General features: G+C 71.2%; 14 protein-coding genes. 5 read left to right on the forward strand and 9 right to left on the reverse strand.

Annotation, left to right across the window (positions count from 1 at the left end; genetic code table 11):
* Positions 1 to 56: 56 nt before the first annotated feature.
* Entirely contained in the window at positions 57 to 215 is a 159-nt protein-coding gene (locus ACWD0F_RS20445) for a hypothetical protein (RefSeq protein ID WP_449877605.1), read from the forward strand.
* Between the two features lie 26 nt (positions 216 to 241).
* On the opposite strand, the gene ACWD0F_RS20450 is transcribed toward ACWD0F_RS20445, so the two are convergent.
* Entirely contained in the window at positions 242 to 1219 is a 978-nt protein-coding gene (locus tag ACWD0F_RS20450; RefSeq protein ID WP_449877607.1) for a 5'-nucleotidase C-terminal domain-containing protein, read from the reverse strand.
* Positions 1220 to 1597: 378 nt separating this feature from the next.
* On the opposite strand from ACWD0F_RS20450, the gene ACWD0F_RS20455 reads away from it, so the two are divergent.
* Entirely contained in the window at positions 1598 to 2290 is a 693-nt protein-coding gene (locus ACWD0F_RS20455; protein ID WP_449877609.1) for a hypothetical protein, read from the forward strand.
* Between the two features lie 113 nt (positions 2291 to 2403).
* Here the strand turns inward: ACWD0F_RS20455 and ACWD0F_RS20460 are convergent, their stop codons facing one another.
* Together ACWD0F_RS20460 and ACWD0F_RS20465 are read right to left on the reverse strand one after the other, a co-directional pair.
* Positions 2404 to 3129, reverse strand: coding sequence for a hypothetical protein (locus ACWD0F_RS20460; RefSeq protein WP_449877611.1), 726 nt, complete (start codon positions 3127 to 3129; stop codon positions 2404 to 2406).
* A gap of 109 nt (positions 3130 to 3238) precedes the next feature.
* On the reverse strand, positions 3239 to 4546 hold the full coding sequence (locus ACWD0F_RS20465) for a citrate synthase (protein WP_449877613.1): 1308 nt from the start codon (positions 4544 to 4546) through the stop codon (positions 3239 to 3241).
* A gap of 51 nt (positions 4547 to 4597) precedes the next feature.
* On the opposite strand from ACWD0F_RS20465, the gene ACWD0F_RS20470 reads away from it, so the two are divergent.
* Entirely contained in the window at positions 4598 to 5809 is a 1212-nt protein-coding gene (locus ACWD0F_RS20470; RefSeq protein ID WP_449877615.1) for a homocitrate synthase/isopropylmalate synthase family protein, read from the forward strand.
* Between the two features lie 9 nt (positions 5810 to 5818).
* Here ACWD0F_RS20470 and ACWD0F_RS20475 read toward each other — a convergent pair whose 3' ends face one another.
* Positions 5819 to 7108: an MFS transporter gene (locus ACWD0F_RS20475; RefSeq protein ID WP_449877617.1), complete on the reverse strand. Its 1290-nt coding sequence runs from the start codon at positions 7106 to 7108 to the stop codon at positions 5819 to 5821.
* A gap of 87 nt (positions 7109 to 7195) precedes the next feature.
* Between ACWD0F_RS20475 and ACWD0F_RS20480 the strand changes: the two genes are divergently transcribed.
* Entirely contained in the window at positions 7196 to 7828 is a 633-nt protein-coding gene (locus ACWD0F_RS20480) for an HAD family hydrolase (RefSeq protein WP_449877619.1), read from the forward strand.
* 28 nt (positions 7829 to 7856) lie between these two features.
* Here ACWD0F_RS20480 and ACWD0F_RS20485 read toward each other — a convergent pair whose 3' ends face one another.
* The 3 genes from ACWD0F_RS20485 to ACWD0F_RS20495 form a co-directional block, all read right to left on the reverse strand.
* The gene (locus ACWD0F_RS20485) at positions 7857 to 8741 is read right to left on the reverse strand and encodes an NAD-dependent epimerase/dehydratase family protein (RefSeq protein WP_449877621.1); all 885 of its coding nucleotides are present in this window, start codon (positions 8739 to 8741) and stop codon (positions 7857 to 7859) included.
* Positions 8742 to 8879: 138 nt separating this feature from the next.
* Positions 8880 to 12473 carry an AAA family ATPase gene (locus ACWD0F_RS20490; protein WP_449877623.1) on the reverse strand — a complete coding sequence of 1198 codons (3594 nt, stop codon included), beginning with the start codon at positions 12471 to 12473 and terminating at the stop codon, positions 8880 to 8882.
* Positions 12474 to 13604, reverse strand: a complete 1131-nt coding sequence (locus tag ACWD0F_RS20495; protein WP_449877624.1) for an exonuclease SbcCD subunit D — start codon at positions 13602 to 13604, stop codon at positions 12474 to 12476.
* Positions 13605 to 13711: 107 nt separating this feature from the next.
* Here ACWD0F_RS20495 and ACWD0F_RS20500 point away from each other — a divergent pair, with 107 nt between their 5' ends.
* The gene (locus tag ACWD0F_RS20500; RefSeq protein WP_449877625.1) at positions 13712 to 15205 is read left to right on the forward strand and encodes an alpha/beta hydrolase family protein; all 1494 of its coding nucleotides are present in this window, start codon (positions 13712 to 13714) and stop codon (positions 15203 to 15205) included.
* Here the strand turns inward: ACWD0F_RS20500 and ACWD0F_RS20505 are convergent.
* Both ACWD0F_RS20505 and ACWD0F_RS20510 read right to left on the reverse strand, forming a co-directional pair.
* The gene (locus tag ACWD0F_RS20505) at positions 15178 to 16107 is read right to left on the reverse strand and encodes an alpha/beta hydrolase (protein WP_449877627.1); all 930 of its coding nucleotides are present in this window, start codon (positions 16105 to 16107) and stop codon (positions 15178 to 15180) included. The two genes, ACWD0F_RS20500 and ACWD0F_RS20505, sit on opposite strands and share 28 nt — an antisense overlap.
* Before the next feature lies 1 nt (position 16108).
* Positions 16109 to 16996 carry an enoyl-CoA hydratase-related protein gene (locus ACWD0F_RS20510; protein ID WP_449877628.1) on the reverse strand — a complete coding sequence of 296 codons (888 nt, stop codon included), beginning with the start codon at positions 16994 to 16996 and terminating at the stop codon, positions 16109 to 16111.
* Between the last annotated feature and the right edge of the window lie 100 nt (positions 16997 to 17096).

Consider the following 17096-nt stretch of genomic DNA (forward strand, 5'->3'; position numbering starts at 1 on the left):
CCTCAGGAGAGCGCGATGACCGCCGGGCGCCGACGGCCTTCGGCCAGGGCGGCGGGATGACCGCCGTCCCGGCCGTCCGGCTCGTCCTCGACGCCCTGGCCGGTGTCCGTCTCATCCCGGACACCGGCCACTCACCCCCGACCCTCCCGCAACCCACCGACCTCCAGCTTCATCTCCTGGATCTCCGCAACAGCGGCCCAGGAGACCTGCGCTGAAGATCACTGGCATGCGGAGAACAGGGCTAGCGGACGGTGACGCGGTCGCCCGCCGGCGCCGACACCGGCGAGTGCGCGACCAGGTACGTCGCGAGCGCCCCGGTGTCGTCGGGACCCTTCGTATACGTGGTCGTCCCCTCCCAGCGCGGCCAGCCGTCGGCTCCGGCGATGAGGCTCCAGCCGCCCGCGACCTTGATCTCCTGCGTGGCGGTGACCGGCACGCCGTCGAGCGTCATCGACAGGACCTTCCCGCTGCCGAGGGTGTAGCGCAGCCCGGCCGACGGAGTCAGCACCCAGCCCACCGGGTTGGGTGCGGCCAGCAGCTTCCTGAGCTGGGCGCCGGTCATCGTCTGCACCTCGATGGCCAGCCCGGCGGGCTGCGCGTTCCACAACTCCTCGTAGTCGACCGGTCCGGCAGGCAGGTCCGCCTTGACGAGGAACCTGTGGACGAGCGCGACCTGCGCGCCGGACCGGGCCTGTACCGCCGCGAGCTGCGCGTCGGCCGCCAGTTCGGCCAGCGGGCCGCCGCTCGCCGTGCGGGTGATGTCCTCGGCGGCGACGCCGAACGTCTCACCGGATGGCGGGCTGCCGCACTTGAAGTAGTAGAGGGCGTTGGACCGCAGGCCATCGGGCTGGTTGACCTCGATCTGGACCGCGTAGTCACGTGAGTCCGGCGCCCATTCCCACGTGACGGTCTCCAGCACGGCTTGGTAGACCAGGCCGTGTTCGGCGGGCACGGTGAGCGTCTTCCACTCCTCGGCGCCGACGAGACGGTACTCGATCGTCTGCTCGCCTGCGGGCAGCCCCTCGAAGTAGCCGTGGACGTCGAAGGTGACCGGGCACTTCGACGCTGTGGTGCGCTCGAAGACGATGTCCAGCTTGCTCACCACGTTCGTCGCGGCAGCCGGAGCGGCCTGCGCCCCCGTGGCGATGACGCCGAGGGCCAGGGCCACGACGGCCACCAGCCTTCCGAGGCGACGTCCTGCCGAAATCGAAAAACCCACAGAGATTCCTTTCTCGTGATCTTCGTAACGGACGGATGCGGTGCAGCAAAGTGTTCGCTGGCTTGATCGATGACGACCCGGCCAAGAACACATGGCCAGGCACTGTCAGAGAGAGATGTCGAGGCCAGCACAGGAAACGAGCACACCTTCCTAATCAGACATGAAACGGAGAAATCTGAGCATGCCCTGACCATTAATTCGAACACTATATCGAGATCATTCTCACGCGCCAGCCCCAATGGTGATCTACCTGAAGTGCGTTGAGTGCGGCGTGGACCGCAACCAGTCAGCGGTCGCCTCCTGGCTCACCCGGTGCGCAACGAAGATGCCGGTGCCACTGCACCTGGAAGAGTTGGTGTTCGAGGCCATAGTGGACAGGTGGCGCCATCAGCAACTGGCAAGGAATCTCGCGAACGAACGACCTCCCTCGGGCCACGTTCGTCGACCGGGATCCGCGCCTACCTCAAAGACCGGCTCAACCAGGCGCTTCGCCGGCCTGGCATGTTCGGCGGCGAGACGGCCCTGCGCCTCCTGTTCGATCACCTGGCCTACGCGGAACACCAGGAGAAGGAGTGGGCACAAGCATTGCGAACCCTGGAATCGCGGGGTGCCTTCAACTCCCTCGGCGTGACGGGAGCGCTCAGCAGCGTCTTACCTGATTCCCGCGACGACGGCGTCGCCTCGATCTACGCCGAGCTCGCCCACGATCACGGGTGGCTACAGGCTGACAGAACCCTGACGACCGAAGATCATGCATCCCTGCGCCGGACACTCAACACATGGACTGCCCACGACCGTACCCTCACCGAAGTGCGAGAGGAGTTCGGCCCACCTTCCGTTCTTCTCGGCGGCACCAACCCCTTCTACGGCAAGACACTCGCCTACCTGACAGAACAGGCGACGGAACCGATCATCTTCTTTCATCTCTGGAACGGGACCTCCGGGGAGATCGAAACGACCTGGCATCCCATCTACGACGAACCCGTTCTCTTGGCCGTCCGCTTCGGCAGGGAAGCGTTCAAGGACACCTTCACCTTCACGCCGGAAGGAAGCAGACGCCGTCCAGCCTGACCTTCACCGGCCACCACCCCGCGTGACTCTGACAGCGTCAGTACCCGGGCTGGGGCCGGCGCACCTGGGCCTGAGGCGGCTCGGCCGCCCCAGGCGTTGGTGGAAGGCGAGGGTCAGCGGAACCTGGTGGTCACGGTGCCGGGAGCCGGTGCCTTGATCGACACCTTGCTGCCCCACCCGGTGTAACGGCTGTCGACGGTGACCTGGTTGAGCTCCCCGTCCCTCGACAGCGTGTACGACGTCCGCACCCTGCTCACCAGGCCCGCCGAGGACAGGGTCAGGGTGTAAGAGATCTTGATGCTGTCGTCCTCCTTGCGGAATCTCGCCGCCCCGACCCAGGCCGAGACCGCCTTGAGCTGCTTGATCGTGATCGAGCCGGTGACGGAGTTGCCCTTCGTCTTCCCGTTCTCGAGCAGTGCGGTCAGGGTCTTGGGCTCGGCCGGGTTGAGGAACTGGGCCCAGGAGTCGGGGATCGCGCCGCCGCTGACCGTCTTGTACCAGATCTTGCCTTTGGGGAGCAGGCTGGCCAGACGGTCGCTCGAGCGATAGCCGGTCTTGCCGATGGAGATGACCCGCTCCTTGTCGTCGCCGCCGTAGTCCATCGCGATGTCGAAGGCGGCGATGCCCTTCTTGCCGAACTGGAAGGCGCCCTTGTTGTCGCGGGCTCCCAGCTCATCGGTGCCGTCCGACCAGGTGACGATGTCGGTGAACCGCACGCCGTGCCCGGGCACCAGCTTGGCCTTCAGCGCGCTGACGGGGTCCTTCGGCGCAGCCTGGGCGGGCACGGCGGCCAGCATCAGCGTGCCGCAGGCCGCCAGCAGGATGATCATCTTTTTCATGATCAGAGATCGTGCCGCAGGAGAATCACAACCTGGAATCACAACCGCCCTTGAAGACAATCGTTATCGGGACGATGCGCCGGCCCCAGCTTGGACGGGCACGGGGTGGTCAGTTGATCGGTGGGCCGGTGTAGGTGGCGCGGAGGCGGAGGATGGCCCCGCGCTCGTACTCCTCCATGGCGTGGGCCAGCCAGCCCACCACCCGCCCCACCGCGAAGATCGCCTCGCCCGCGCCGTGCGCCATTCCGCTCACGGCGGTGAGGATGGCGAGGGCGAAGTCGAAGTTGTGCTCGGGGAGGCGGCGCCTGCGCATCTCCTCCAGCACGGCGACCCCGGCGGCGATGCGCTCGTGCCCTGGGGCGGCCTCCTTGATGAGATCGAGCAGCAGGGCGCCGCGGCCGTCGCCGTTCTTGTAGACGGTGTGGCCGAAGCCGGGGATGCGTTCGCCGCGCCGGACCCGCTCGGCTATCGCCCGCGCGGCCTGGTGCGGCTCGGTGACCTCGGTGAGCAGGCGCTCGGCGCCGTACGACGCGCCGCCGTGCAGCGGGCCGCCGAGCACGCCGAGGCCCGTCAGGACCACGGCGTAGGGGTCGGCCTTGGCGGAGGCGGCTACCCGGGCGGCCAGGGTCGAGGCGGCCAGTTCGTGGTCGGCGATCAGGACCAGGGCGGCCTGGACGGCTCCGAGCAGCTCAGGGGTGGCAGGGCGGGGGCACAGGCGGGACCACAGGCGCTCGGCGATGGAGTCGCCTTGCGGGTCGTCGAGCCGGGGCATGGCGTCGACCAGGCCCGCGATCAGGCGGCGGCCGGTGGCGGTCACCGAGGCGGGGCCGAGCTGGTAGCGCAGGGTGTCCGAGGCGCCGAGGACGGTGATGATCACCTGGAGGCGGTCCAGGGGGAGCAGGTCTGCGGGCAGCCCGCGCTGGGCGGAGACGGCGGCCCGCAACGCGTCAGGGTCGCACCGCCACACCGCGACCGGGTCTCCCGTGGAGGATGGGGGTGCGTGGGTTTGGCCGGCGGAGCTCCCGGAAGCACGGTCGCCGGGACCACCGAGAGCGGGGGCGGGCCGGGGTGGGCGGAGGGTGGCGGGGTCGGCGGTCCAGAGCCAGTCGGCGACCGATTCGAAGGTGTTCGCCCGCGCCAGCTCCAGCGCGTCGACCCCCCGGTAGTACGGCCGATCGACCCCGAGTGCCGTGATGGCCGACTCGATGACGAGCTCCGGTGGCTGGCTGCGCGGCCGGCCCCGGCGCGCGAGCCGTTCGATCTCCTCGGCGGAGAAGAGACTGCGCCGCCCGTCCGCGCTGTGCCGCCGCTGCAGCACGCCCCTGCTCACGTACGCGTACAGCGTCGCGGGCTTGACGCCGAGCCGTTCGGACGCCGTCGCCGCGTCGATCCACTCCACCCCGGCAGCCTCCCACATTGATGAAAATCAATATTGATCCATGTTGAGTGAGCATGTCAACGTGTGGACATGCCCAACATTCACTTCCTCGACGTGACCAACCGGGACGGCGTGCAGACCGCGCGCACCGGCCTGTCGAAGTTCGGCAAGACCATGGTCAACTTCTATCTGGCCAAGCTCGGGGTGGCGCAGTCCGAGATCGGTTTCCCGTTCCTGTTCCACGAGGTCCCGTACGTCAGGGCGCAGGTGGCGCTGGCCGAGGCGGGGGCGTTCGGCGGGCTGCGGCTGTCCGGGTGGTGCCGGGGCGTGCCGCAGGACGTGGAGAAGGCGGCGCCGCTCGGCCTCAAGCACTACAACCTGTCCATCTCGACGTCCGACTACATGATCCAGAACAAGTTCCGCGGCCGCCTGGATCGTGATTCGATCATCAGGGAGATGACGGCGGCGGTGCGGGTGGCCAAGGACGCGGGCGCGCTGACCGTGGGGGTGAACGCCGAGGACGGGTCGCGGACGGATGACGGGTTCCTGCTGGAGTTCGCCCTGGCGGCCAAGCAGGCGGGGGCCGACCGCGTACGCTATTGCGACACGATCGGCGGCGACACGCCCGACAGGATCCGCGAGCGCTTCGCCAAGCTGGCCTCGGCGACCGCGCTGCCGATCGAGACCCACTGCCACAACGATCTGGGCATGGCCGTGGCCAACTCCGTCTCGGGCGCGCTCGGCGACCTCGATGCGGGCCAGGACGCGTGGATCAACACCTGCGTGAACGGCATCGGCGAGCGCTCCGGCAATGCCGACCTGCTCTCCACCATCCTGGCCTTCCGGCACGGTTTCGGGCTCAACGCCGAGATCGGCGACGCGCTCGACCTGTCGTGGGCCCGCAGGTTCGGGTTGTGGGCGAGCTACGCGCTGGGCCAGCCGCTGCCGTACAACCAGGTAGGGGTGGGGCGCAACGCGTTCGCGCACGAGTCGGGCATCCACGCCGACGGCGCGCTGAAGGACCACGGCAACTACGAGCTGTACGACGAGGCCACGCTGGGGCCGTTCCCCGAGGACTGGCACGCGCGCGGCGGGCGGGTGGTGCTGACCGGCGAGTACGGCGGCAAGGCCGGGTTCAGGCACGTCATGGACGGGCTCGGGGTCGAGGTGACCGATGAGGACGCGGCGGTCCGGCTGGTCCAGCTCTGCAACGCGATGACGGGCAGGCCGCTCACCGACGACGAGTTGCGGCTGATCGCGGCCTATCCGCGCGAGTTGTCGCTGATGTTCCCGGGATACTGAGAGCTCGGCTCAGAGGGTGTCGTCGCCGGTCTCCGGCAGGGCGAACAGGCAGAGCAGGCTCAGCACGGCCATCGCCGAGACGTACCCGCCGACGGCCATCACGCCCAGCCCGCTCGCCTGCATGCTGGTCGCGACCAGCGGCGGCACCGCGCCGCCGAGCACCCCGCCGAGGCTGTAGGCGACCGAGGCGCCGCTGTAGCGGTATTCGGTCCTGAACAACTCCGGCAGGTACGCCCCCATCGGCCCGAAGATCAGCCCCATCAGCCCGAGCGCGCCGGACAGCGCCACCCCGATCAGCACGATCGACCCGGTCTCCATCAGCGGGAACATCACCAGCCCCCACACGACGGCCACCCCGGTGCCCGCCATCAGCGTGCGCCGGCGGCCCAGGCGGTCGGAGACCATCGCGGAGCCCACGGTGCCCGCCGCCATGAAGATGACGCCGATCATGGTCAGCCCGAGCATGGTGGTCTTCGAGACGTGCAGCGAGGTGGTGCCGTAGGCCAGGCAGTAGGTGGTGGCGGTGTAGAAGAGCGTGTACGCGATCGTCATCGCCCCGGCGCCGAGCAGCACCCGCCGCCACTGGTGACGCATGAGGCCGGCGAACGGGACCTTGGCGATCTTCCGCTGGTCCATGGCCTTCTGGAAGACGGGCGTCTCGGAGATCTTGAGCCGGACGTACAGGCCGACGATGACGAGCAGCAGGCTCGCCACGAACGGCAACCGCCATCCCCAGCCCTCGAACTCCCCGTCGCTGAGCGTCTCACCGAGGATGAGGAACAGCCCGTTGGCCACGATGAAGCCCACCGACGGGCCGAGCTGCGGGAACATCGCGTAGAGCCCGCGCTTGCCGGGCGGCGCGTGCTCGGTGGCCAGCAGCGCAGCGCCGCCCCACTCGCCGCCGAGCCCGATGCCCTGCGTGAACCGCAGCAGCACCAGCAGCACAGGCGCGAGCACGCCGATCGACGCGTAGCCGGGCAGCAGCCCGATGAGCACCGTCGAGAGCCCCATCACCAGCAGGGACACGACCAGCATGGACTTGCGCCCGATCCGGTCGCCCCAGTGCCCGAACACGGCCGAGCCGAGTGGCCGCGAGATGAACGCCACGGCGAACGTCGAGAACGCCGCCAGGCTGCCCGCGACCGGATCCATGCCAGGGAAGAAGGCGGTGTTGAGCACCAGGGCGGCGGCGGTGCCGTAGATATAGAAGTCGTAGAACTCGACCGCGGTGCCGATGAGGCTGGCCACTGCGATCCTGGACCGGCTCGGCGCCGCGAGCTGAGGGGAGGTGGTCGTCATTCGTGTCTCACTATGCGGACTAACATCTTGTCAGGCGATACGTTGACGTTATCACCTGCGCAATGTCACATTTCCCGGAGGACAAGCTTGGCAACCGATCTGGTCATCTTCGACTGCGACGGGGTGCTCGTGGACAGCGAGCGCATCTTCACGCGGGTGGGCACGGCGGCGCTGCGGCGCCTGGGCTGGACGATCGACGAGGCCGAGTACGCCGAGCGCTTCGTCGGCTGCTCCAACGAGTACTGGGCCGAGCAGATCGGCGAGACGCCGCCCGGCTGGTGGGAGCAGCTCTTGATCGACCACACGACCGCGATCAAGGCCGAGCTCCGTGCCATCGAGGGCATCGAGGCGGCGCTCGACCGGCTCGACGTGCCGAGCTGCGTGGCCTCGAACGGCCGGCACGCCACCATCCGCCGCAGCCTTGAGCTCACCGGGCTGGCCGAGCGGTTCACCGGCCGGGTGTTCAGCGCCGAGGACGTGGCCGAGGGCAAGCCGGCGCCCGACCTGTTCCTGCACGCGGCGGCCACGATGGGGGCCGATCCCGAGCGGTGCGTGGTCGTGGAGGACAGCCCGTTCGGCGTGCTCGCGGCGATGAGCGCGGGCATGCGCTGCCTGGCCTTCGCCGGCGGCGTCACCCCCGTCTCCCGCCTCACCGGCCTGGGCGCCACCCTCTTCGACCACCCCGCCGAGCTGCCCGAGCTGATCGGCACCCTCGCCTGATCGCGTCGGCCCGGGGCGATGCGCGGTGTCACCTCTGGCGGGCGTGCCCGTTCTCGTCCAGGTAGTCGCGCCATGACCGCTTCGGGTTCCAGCCCAGCAGCCGGTGGGCTTTGGCGCACGAGATGCCGGACGCGTCCGGGCGGGCGAGGGGGCGCAGCTCCACCTGGTCGCCGTGGGCGCGCCGCACGGCCGCGGCGAAGTCGTGCCCGCCCGCGTTGTCCGGCGAGGCGATGTAGAACACCTCGTGCCCCGGCAGCTCGGACTCGGCCGCCAGGACGATCGCGTCCGCCAGGTCGTAGACGTCGATGTAGCTGAGCAGCCCCGCGCCGAGCTCGGTGTCGTCGCGCACCTGCGGGCCGAGGTTGCGCTCGTAGTTGCCCTCCCACTGCACCCAGCTCGGCCGCAGCGAGACGCACCTGATGTCCGAGCGGCGCACGGCGGCGTCCATGAGCTGCTCGCCGAAATGCTTGGCCAGCGCGTACGGATCCTGCGGCCGGATCGGGTGCTCCTCGTCCACCGGCGCGTAGTCGGGCAGGAACGGCCGCTCGGGAAAGAAGAACCCGGGGACGGTCTCGCTGGAGATGTTGACGAAGCGGGGGACGCCCAGGCGCACCGCCGCCTCGATCAGGTTGAACGTGGCCATCAGGTTGTTCTGGAACACCACGTGCGCCGGGTTCGACGTGGGATCCGGGATGGCCGCCGCGTGCACGACGGCCTGCGCCCCGTGCACCACGGCGAACGCCTGCCCGGCGTCGGTCAGCTCGGCCTGCTGATAGCGGGGGGCGCCGGGCTCGGTGCGCTCGAAGACCGGGCGGGTGACGTCGACGGCGGTCACCTCGTGACCGGCCTCCGTCAGGGCCCGCACGGCCGCCCGGCCGACCTTGCCGTGGGCTCCGGTCACGACGACGCGCATGAGCTGCTCCTTACGGACGAAGGTTCGATGAGGGGCAATCTATCGCTGAGGGCTTCACAACAGACGGCAGGGGCGATCCAACCCTGGGTGCTTCGGCACGGACGGCGGTTCGTGCAGGGCGATCCAACCCTGGGCGCTTCAGCCAGGCACGCCCACCATGGCCAGCGTGGAGCCCGTACGGGACTTGGCGACCTTGAGCTGGACGGTGATCCGGGACCGCAACTCCGCCACGTGGCTCACGATGCCCACGGCCCGGCCACCGTCACGCAGCCCGTCCAGGATGTCGAGCACACCGTCGAGGGTGTCCTCGTCGAGAGTGCCGAAGCCCTCGTCCACGAAGAGCGTGCCGATCTCCGCGCCCCCCGCCTCGGCCGTGACGACGTCGGCCAGTCCCAGCGCCAGGGCGAGAGAGGTGATGAAGCTCTCCCCGCCCGACAACGTCGCCGGATCGCGATCGACCCCCGTCCAGCCGTCGGCCACCCGCAGCCCGAGCCCGCCCCCCGAACGCCCCCGGGACCCCGCCGTCTTGCGCAGGTCGTGCCGGAGCAGGTAACGCCCGGAGGACATGTGGTCCAGGCGTTCGTTCGCGGCGTCCACCACCTGCCGCAGCCGCTCGCCCAGCACGTAGGAGGACAACCGCATGTTCCACTGGTTGTCGCTGGAGGTGCCGCCCGCCAGCGCCGCCATCCGCTCGGCCAGGCGGTGCCGCTCGGCGGCGGGACGCCAGCGCTCGATGCGGGCCGACAACTCGCCGTACAGCTCCGCCAGCCGCCCCGCCCGCGCCACCGCCCGGTCGCGCCCGCTCGACAACCTCGTGTACGCCTGCTCCAGCGCGTCCCGCTCGGCCTCGATCGCGCCCAGGTCGGGTGCGGGCTCGGCGGCGGCGGCGACCAGCTCGGGGTCGGCCAGCGTACTGGTGACGGCGGCGTGCTCGTCGTCCAGCCGGCGCAGCGACTCGCTCTTCCTCTCCCGCTCCGCCGGGCTCCGGTACGCGGCCCGCGCGTCCGCCACGTCCCCGAACCCGGCCGCCACCGCCGCCTCCCCGGCCGCCTGCCGGGCCAGGGCCAGCTCGTCATCGGCCGCGACCGACGCCTGCGTGGCCTCCAGCGCCTCGCGGAGCAGCTCGGCCTCATCGCCGAGCCTGGACAGCCGGGCGGTCAGCGTCGCATCGTCACCGCGCGCGGCGTCCAGCCTGGCGCCGAGCCGGCCCGCGTCGCCGCTCAGCTCCTCATGCCGGGTCCGTGACGCGGCCAGCCGCGCGGTCACCCGGCGTCCCTGCTCCTCCAGGTCCCCGCGTTCCCTGCTGAGCCTGGCCGCCGCTCTGGCCAGCGCGGGCTCACCCTCCGCCGACCCCCGCAACCTCCCGAGCTCGCGCTCAGCGGCGGCCAGCAGCTCCGCGCTGTCATCCGCGTCCGTCGGGGTGAGGGTGGCGAGCGGGTCGGCACCGTCGTCCGGGTTCGCCGGGGTGAGGGTGGCGCGCAGGCGGGTGCGTTCGCCGTCCAGGTGGGTGTGATGGGCACGCTCGGCGGCGAGGGCTTCGGCGATCTCCCTGGCCCGATCCCTGACCTGTTCGCGTTCGCCCTCGACCCGTTCCAGGGCCGAGGCGAGGCCGGGCTCCCGCTCGGCCACGCTCTGGAGCCGGGCCAGCTCTCGCTCGGCCACGAGCACCCGCCCCTCGGCGGTGTCGGCGTCCAGCTCCGCCGCGGCCTCGACCGCGCCGGCATGCCGGGACTCCAGCGAGGCGAGGGCGCGTTCGGCGGCCTCACGCTCGGCCAGTGCGGCCTCGTGAGCGCCCTCCGCCTCGTGCTCGTCGTCGGGCGACGGCGCGCTGGCGGCCGGGGAGGCCGGATGGGGATGGCGATCGGAGCCGCACACCGCGCACGGCTCTCCGTCGGCCAGGTCGCGGGCCAGCTCCGCCGCCATGCCGTCGATGCGGGCCTGGCGCACGTCGAGCCAGCGTTCGCGCAGTGTCTGGGCGTGGTCGACGAGCACCTGATGGGCCGCGACGGCCGCGTCCAGCTCAACGGCCAGAGCGTCGCGGCGATGGGCGGCGGCCAGCGCGGCCCTGGCGGCGTCGAGACTCGCGGCGGCGGCCGGGACGGCCGCGGCCTCCGCGCGTACGTCCGCCAGCGCCGCACTCGCCTCCGCGATCCGTCCCGGCAACTCCGCTTCGGCGGCGGACACCTCGGCCTCGCGCTGGGCCAGCACGTCGAGCTCGGCCGCCAGCCTGGCCAGCTCGCCGTCGATCCCGATCAGATGCGCGGCGGCATCGCGTACGGCCTGGGCGGCCGGGATCCTGGCCGCGTCCGTCCGCGCCTCGGCGAGGCTGCTCTCGGCCTGCTCGATGAGGCCGGGCAGCAGGGCCAGCCGCGCCGCCAGGCTCTCGTCGGCGGTGATCAGCTCGGCCAGCTCCCTCTCCACCCGGAGCAGGTCGCGCCGGACCACCGACAGTCTGGCCTCCTCGGTGAGCAGCTCGGACAGCCGCGCGATCTCGGCCTGCCGCTGCCGCTCCAACCCCGCCAGCTCAGCCACCGAAGGCCCACCGCCGCTGCCCTGCGCAACCGGCCGGTCGGCCGGGAGAGGGCGGATGCGAACGTGTGCGTCGGCGGTCGGCAGAGGGCGGGCGAGTGCGTCGGCGGCCAGGAGAGGACGGGCGCGGGCCAGGGCGTCGGCGGCCAGGACCCGGGCCTTGGCGGCCGTCTCCGAGCGCTGCCCGGCCGCCGTGATCAGCGGGACCACGCGGTCGGCTCTGGCGGCGTCGTCCAGAACGGCCTGCAGGTCGGCACGCTCGTCGGCGCGCTCGTCGAGGGTGCGGCGCAGGGTGAGCGCCTCCGCGTGGCGACGCTGCCGCTGCGCCAGGGAGGCGGCCCGGTCGAACCGGAGCCGCGCCGCGCGGAGCGCCTGACCGGCCACGGCGTGCTCATCGGCCGCCCGCGTCACGACGGCCCGCGCGGCGTCCAGCAGGACCCCCGCCCACTCCAGCGGATCGGCATCGGCCGTGAGCGGCTCCCCATCCGCGACAGGGATCGCCGCATCGACGGTCGCGAGGGCCGCGTGCAGGTCGTCCCCCGCCGCCTCCTCCACCCGCTTGACCGCGAAGTCCACCTCCTGCCGCAGCTCCTGCGCCGCGCGCCCGGCCAGCTTGCGATGCTCGGCCAGCCACGACTCGGCCTGGGTGAACACCTTGACAGAGAACAAGCGCTCCAGCAGCCTGGCCCGATCATCCCCCTCGGCCCGCAGGAACTTGGCGAAGTCACCCTGCGGCAACATGGCGACCTGGCAGAACTGGTCGGCGTTCATGCCGAGCAGACCGCCCACCAGATCGCCCGCCTCGTCGGCGCGCGTCGTCAACCCCTGCCACGACGACCCGTGCCGCTCCGAGACGACGACCTTGGTCTTCTCCTCGGTGAACCCCGTGCCGCGCAGCTTGGGCCGCGACCACGAAGGCGAGCGCTGGATGCGCAGTGAACGCCCGCGGATCGAGACCTCCAGCGTGACCGACGGCCCGGCGGCGGGCGGGGCGTGGTCGCAGCGCAGGCTGCGGGCGCTGTTGCGCTGCCCGGGAACCTGGCCGTAGAGGGCGAAGCAGAGCGCGTCGAGGATCGTGGTCTTGCCCGCCCCCGTCGGCCCGTGCACGAGGAAGAGGCCCGCCTCGGCCAGAGCGTCGAAGTCGACCGTCTCGGTGCCCGGGAACGACCCGAACGCCGTGAGCGAGAGCCGGTGCGGCCGCATCTACGCCATCGTCTCCTTCACCCTGGACGCCTCGATCGCCTGTCTTAGCAGGTCTTCCTCCTCAGGTGCGGCAGGCTCGCCGCGCACCTCGCGGACGAAATCCAGGGCCACCTCCGTCTCCGGGCGGCCGCTGAGGCGTACGGGCTGCTCGGCGGGGGTGGCGCCGACCGGGTCGAAGGCGAGCGCGAGGGTGTGCGGAAAGCGGGCGCGCAGCCGATCCATGGCGGATTTGGGGCGGATCTGATCGGTGAGGGTGATCTGCAGCCAGTGGTCCTCGAAGTCGTCATATTTCGGGAACGTGAGGAGGTCGTCCAAGACCCCGCGCAACCGGGCGACCGGCCGGGGAACGGGCGCCGGCACGAACTCCACGCAAGGCACCGCACCGGCGCCGCCCGGCTCCAGGGTGACCAGCCACGATCCCTTGACGTGGCCGGCCTCCGAGAACGAGTACGCCAGCGGCGACCCCGAATAACGCACCCGCTCCGACATGCGCTGCCGCCCGTGCAGATGCCCGAGCGCCACGTAGTCCACCCCGTCGAAGACCGGCAGCGGCACGTGGGCCACCCCGCCCACGCTGATGTCGCGCTCGCTGTCGCTGACCTGCCCCCCGGTCACGAAACAGTGCGACAACACCACCGACGCGCGGTGCCGCGCGGCATCGGCGCGGACGCGCGTCATCGCGTACGAGAGCGCGGCCGTGTGGCTGCGGTCGGGCAGCTCCCAGTCGGCCCGCACCAGCTCCGGCTCCAGGTAGGGGATGCCGTAGAAGGCGACGCCGTCGACCAGCACCGGCTCCCACGACCGGTCGGGACGGGCACGCACGTGCACCCCCGAGGCTTCGAACAGCGCCGAGCCGAACCGCAGCCGCAGGGCCGAGTCGTGGTTGCCGCTGATCAGCACCACCCTGGCCCCGGCCGCGCGCAGCCGCGCGAGCGCGTCGTCGAGCAGGGCCACGGCGTCGACCGGCGGCAGCGCCCGGTCGTAGACGTCGCCGGCGACCGCCACCACGTCGACCCGCTCGGCCCGCACCGTCTCCACCAGGTGATCGACGAACGCCGCCTGCCCCGACAGCAGGCTCTCGCGATGGAAGGAGCGCCCGAGGTGCCAGTCGGAGGTGTGCAGGATCCGCATGTCGCAGGAAACTAACAGCTCCCACCGACAAATGCGTTCCCACCAGTCCCACAGGCCGGGAGTAGGCTGGAAGATCGGCGGGCAAACCAACGCACATGGGGAGGGCAATGCGCTCTGGCCGTGGCGCTCTGAGCGTCGCCGCCGGCCTGGTGCTGGTGGCGCTCGCGTCGGTCGGCTACGTGTTACCCCCCGCCTTCGACCCGCCGCCGCTGAAAGCCGATCCGGTCTTCCAGGCGATCCCCGCGCAGCCGCCGCAGGAGTTGCGGCCGGTGGTGGCCGTCGACCCCGTCCGCAGGGAGGAGATCTCCGTCGCGGCGGAGGGGCAGCGGCTTTACGGCACGTTGCGGCGGCCGCTGACGCCGGGGCCGCATCCGGCGATGGTGTTCGTGTCGGGGTCGGGCAACGGGTCGCGGACGGAGTTCACGCCGCAGGCGGAGTTCCTGGCCAAGGCGGGCGTGGTGACGATCGCCTTCGACAAGCGCACGATCGGCTACGACTTCCGCGAGCGCGACTTCGGGCTGCTGGCCGACGACGCGCTGCGCATGGTGGAGTATCTGCGCACGCGCCCGGAGGTGGACCCGGCACGCGTCGGGTTGTGGGGGGTCAGCGAAGGCGGCTGGGTGGTGCCGATCGCGGCGGCCAAGAGCGCGGCGGTGGGGTTCGCGGTGCTGGTGTCCTCGCCGAACGTCTCCCCGCTCAGGCAGGTCGCCTGGGCGCTGAACGAGCAGTTAATCAGGCTGCGGGCGCCCATCGGCGCACGCGACCTGCTGACCAGGGCGATGGGCGGCGTCGGCTTCAACTTCCTGCGCTACGACGCGATGCCCGCGCTGAGCGGGATGAAGCAGCCCGTCCTGGCCTTCTACGGCACGACCGACCCCTCGATCCCCTTCGTCGACTCCACCCAGGCCCTCCTCACCGCCATGGACAAGGCGGACAACGACGACTACACGATCCGTTTCATGGCCAAGGGCGACCACGCCATGCGGGTCGGCGGCGGCGACTTCACCGCCGGCTACCTGGAGACCCTCACCAACTGGATCACCGGCCTGCCGGGCACGGCCGAGCCGCCGGTGCGCATGGCGGGCGCCACGCCGGTGCAGCGGTTCGAGGCCAGTGACGTGCCGGCCGCCCCCTGGTACGCCGGCGGCACCATGCTGGGCCTGACCATCTGCCTGGCCGCCGTCGGCTACGTGGCCGGCCCGGTCGCCGCCATGGTCGTCCGCCTGCGCGGCCGCCGCCGGCTGCCCGTCGAGACGAACGCCCGGTTGTGGCGGCCGATCCGGCGCAGGCTGAGCCGGATGGCGTGGACGGGCCTGGGCCTGCTGGCCTCGGTGATCGCGTTCATCACCCTGCTGGTGCTGTTCTCGGTCAACCAGGCGGGCGCCTGGCCCGCCGTGCTGGCGGGCTGGCTGGTCGTGCGCCTGCTGGCGGTGCTCATGCTGATCCAGGAGGTCACGGCGGTGGCGGCGTTCGTGTCGGCGCTGCGCGACGGGCTGCGGCCGAGCCGGTGGCAGCACGTGGCCGTGGCCGGCGTGCTCGGCGGCAACGGGCTGCTGCTGGTGGCGGCCGCCTACTACGGCTTGTTCGCCTTCCCCTGGTGAAGGTAGGCGTTCATCCAGCGGTCCACCTCGGCGAAGACCTGCTTGCGTACGGGCTCCGCCGACAACACCAGGTCGTGCAGGCCGTCGGTGATGCGCACGCACGTCACGTGCGGCCCGAGCGAGGTGGACCAGCGGGCGATCTGCCGGGGATCGAGCACGACGTCGGCCGAGCGCGCCTCGGGGACGAAGTCGCGTACCCGCAGCCCGGCGGCGGAGGCGAGCACGAGGACGGGCACGTCCACGGCGAGGCCCGCGTGCAACCGCCGCTGCGCCCGCCGGATGGCGGCCAGCCACATGGCGTGCACCGAGAACCCGACGAGCGGCTTGAGGGTCAGGTCGTAGTCCCACTCGCCGTGCTCGCTGCGGTGCAGCGTACGGCCGTAGACGGCGCTGGAGCCCAGCGGGAGCACCCGGCGCGAGTAGGACAGCGGCGTCTTGAGCAGGTCGGTGGCCAGGCGCAGCGGGGCTGACACGTTCAGGTCGAAGAACGGGCTGTTGAGCACCAGCCCCTGCACCAGGCCCCGGCCACGGACCCGGTCGGCCCACAGGGAGGCGACCAGGCCGCCGGTGGAGTGGGCGTTGATCGTCAGCTCGTCGTGGTCCCGCCTGATGACGCGGACGGCCTCGTCGATCTCCGGGAAGTAGTCGGTGATGCTCCTGATCAGGCCCCTGGTCTGGTGCGGCAGCAATGATCGGCCGTATTTGCGCAGGTCGAGGGCGTAGAAGTCGACGCCGCGCTGAAGGTAGTGCTCGGCCAGGTGGTCCTGGAAGAAGTAGTCGGTGAACCCGTGCAGGTAGAGCACGGCCCGGCGGGAGGGGGTCTCGGCTCTTCTGGCGACCAGGGTGGCGACGACCGCGCCCTCGAAGTCGTCCGGCAGCGGCAGCACGGTGATCTCGTACATATCAGACACCATAGGGATTGTCCGGCCAGGATGGCACACCGGGCGGCAGGTCCTTGCTCACCCGCATCGGGAATTCGGCCGCACGTTTGCCGAGGAACGCCGTCACGCCCTCGACCGCGTCGGCCGCGCCGCCCAGCTCGGCCATGAGCCGGGAGTCGGCGGCGTGCGCCTCCCACGGCGAGGCCGCCGACAGGCCCGACCACATCAGGCGGCGGATGGCGGCCACGGAGACGGCCGAGGTGTTGCCGGCGATCTCGCGGGCCAGCGCGTACGCCGCCGGCAGCAGCTCGCCGGGCGGAAGCACCCGCGAGACCAGCCGCCCCTGCAGCGCCTCGGCGGCGGGGAAGACCCGGCCGGTCGCGGCCCACTCCATGGCCTGGGCGATGCCGACGATCCTGGGCAGGAACCAGCTCGACGCGGCCTCGGCGACGATCCCGCGCCGGGCGAACACGAACCCGAACTTCGCCGTCTCGGAGGCCAGCCGGACGTCCATGGGCAGCGTCATCGTCACGCCGACGCCCACGGCCGGGCCGTTGATCGCGCCGATGACGGGCTTGAGCGACCTGGCGATCCGGAGCGCGACCGTGCCGCCGCCGTCGCGCGGCGCCCCCTCCACCGTCTCCCAGACCTCCTCCGGCCCGCCGCTCTCCCCCGCCGCCCGGCGTCCGAACGTGCCCCCGCCGCCGCCCAGGTCGGCGCCCGCGCAGAACCCGCGCCCGGCGCCCGTGACGACCACCGCGCGCACCTCGTCGTCGGCGTCGGCGAGATCGAAGGCGTCGATCAACTCTCCGCGCATCGTAAAGGTGAAGGCGTTGAGCCTCTCCGGGCGATTCAATGTGATGGTGGCGACACGATCGCTGACGCCGTACTCGATCTCAGAGAAGGCCATGCCCCGAATCTTATTCGGTTACTGATGTTCACCCTCCGATAAAGACATATTTCGTATTCGGTACGTAGGCTGCCGCCTCTATTGAGGTCTGAGGTGCGCC

Source organism: Nonomuraea sp. NPDC002799 (assembly GCF_053592075.1).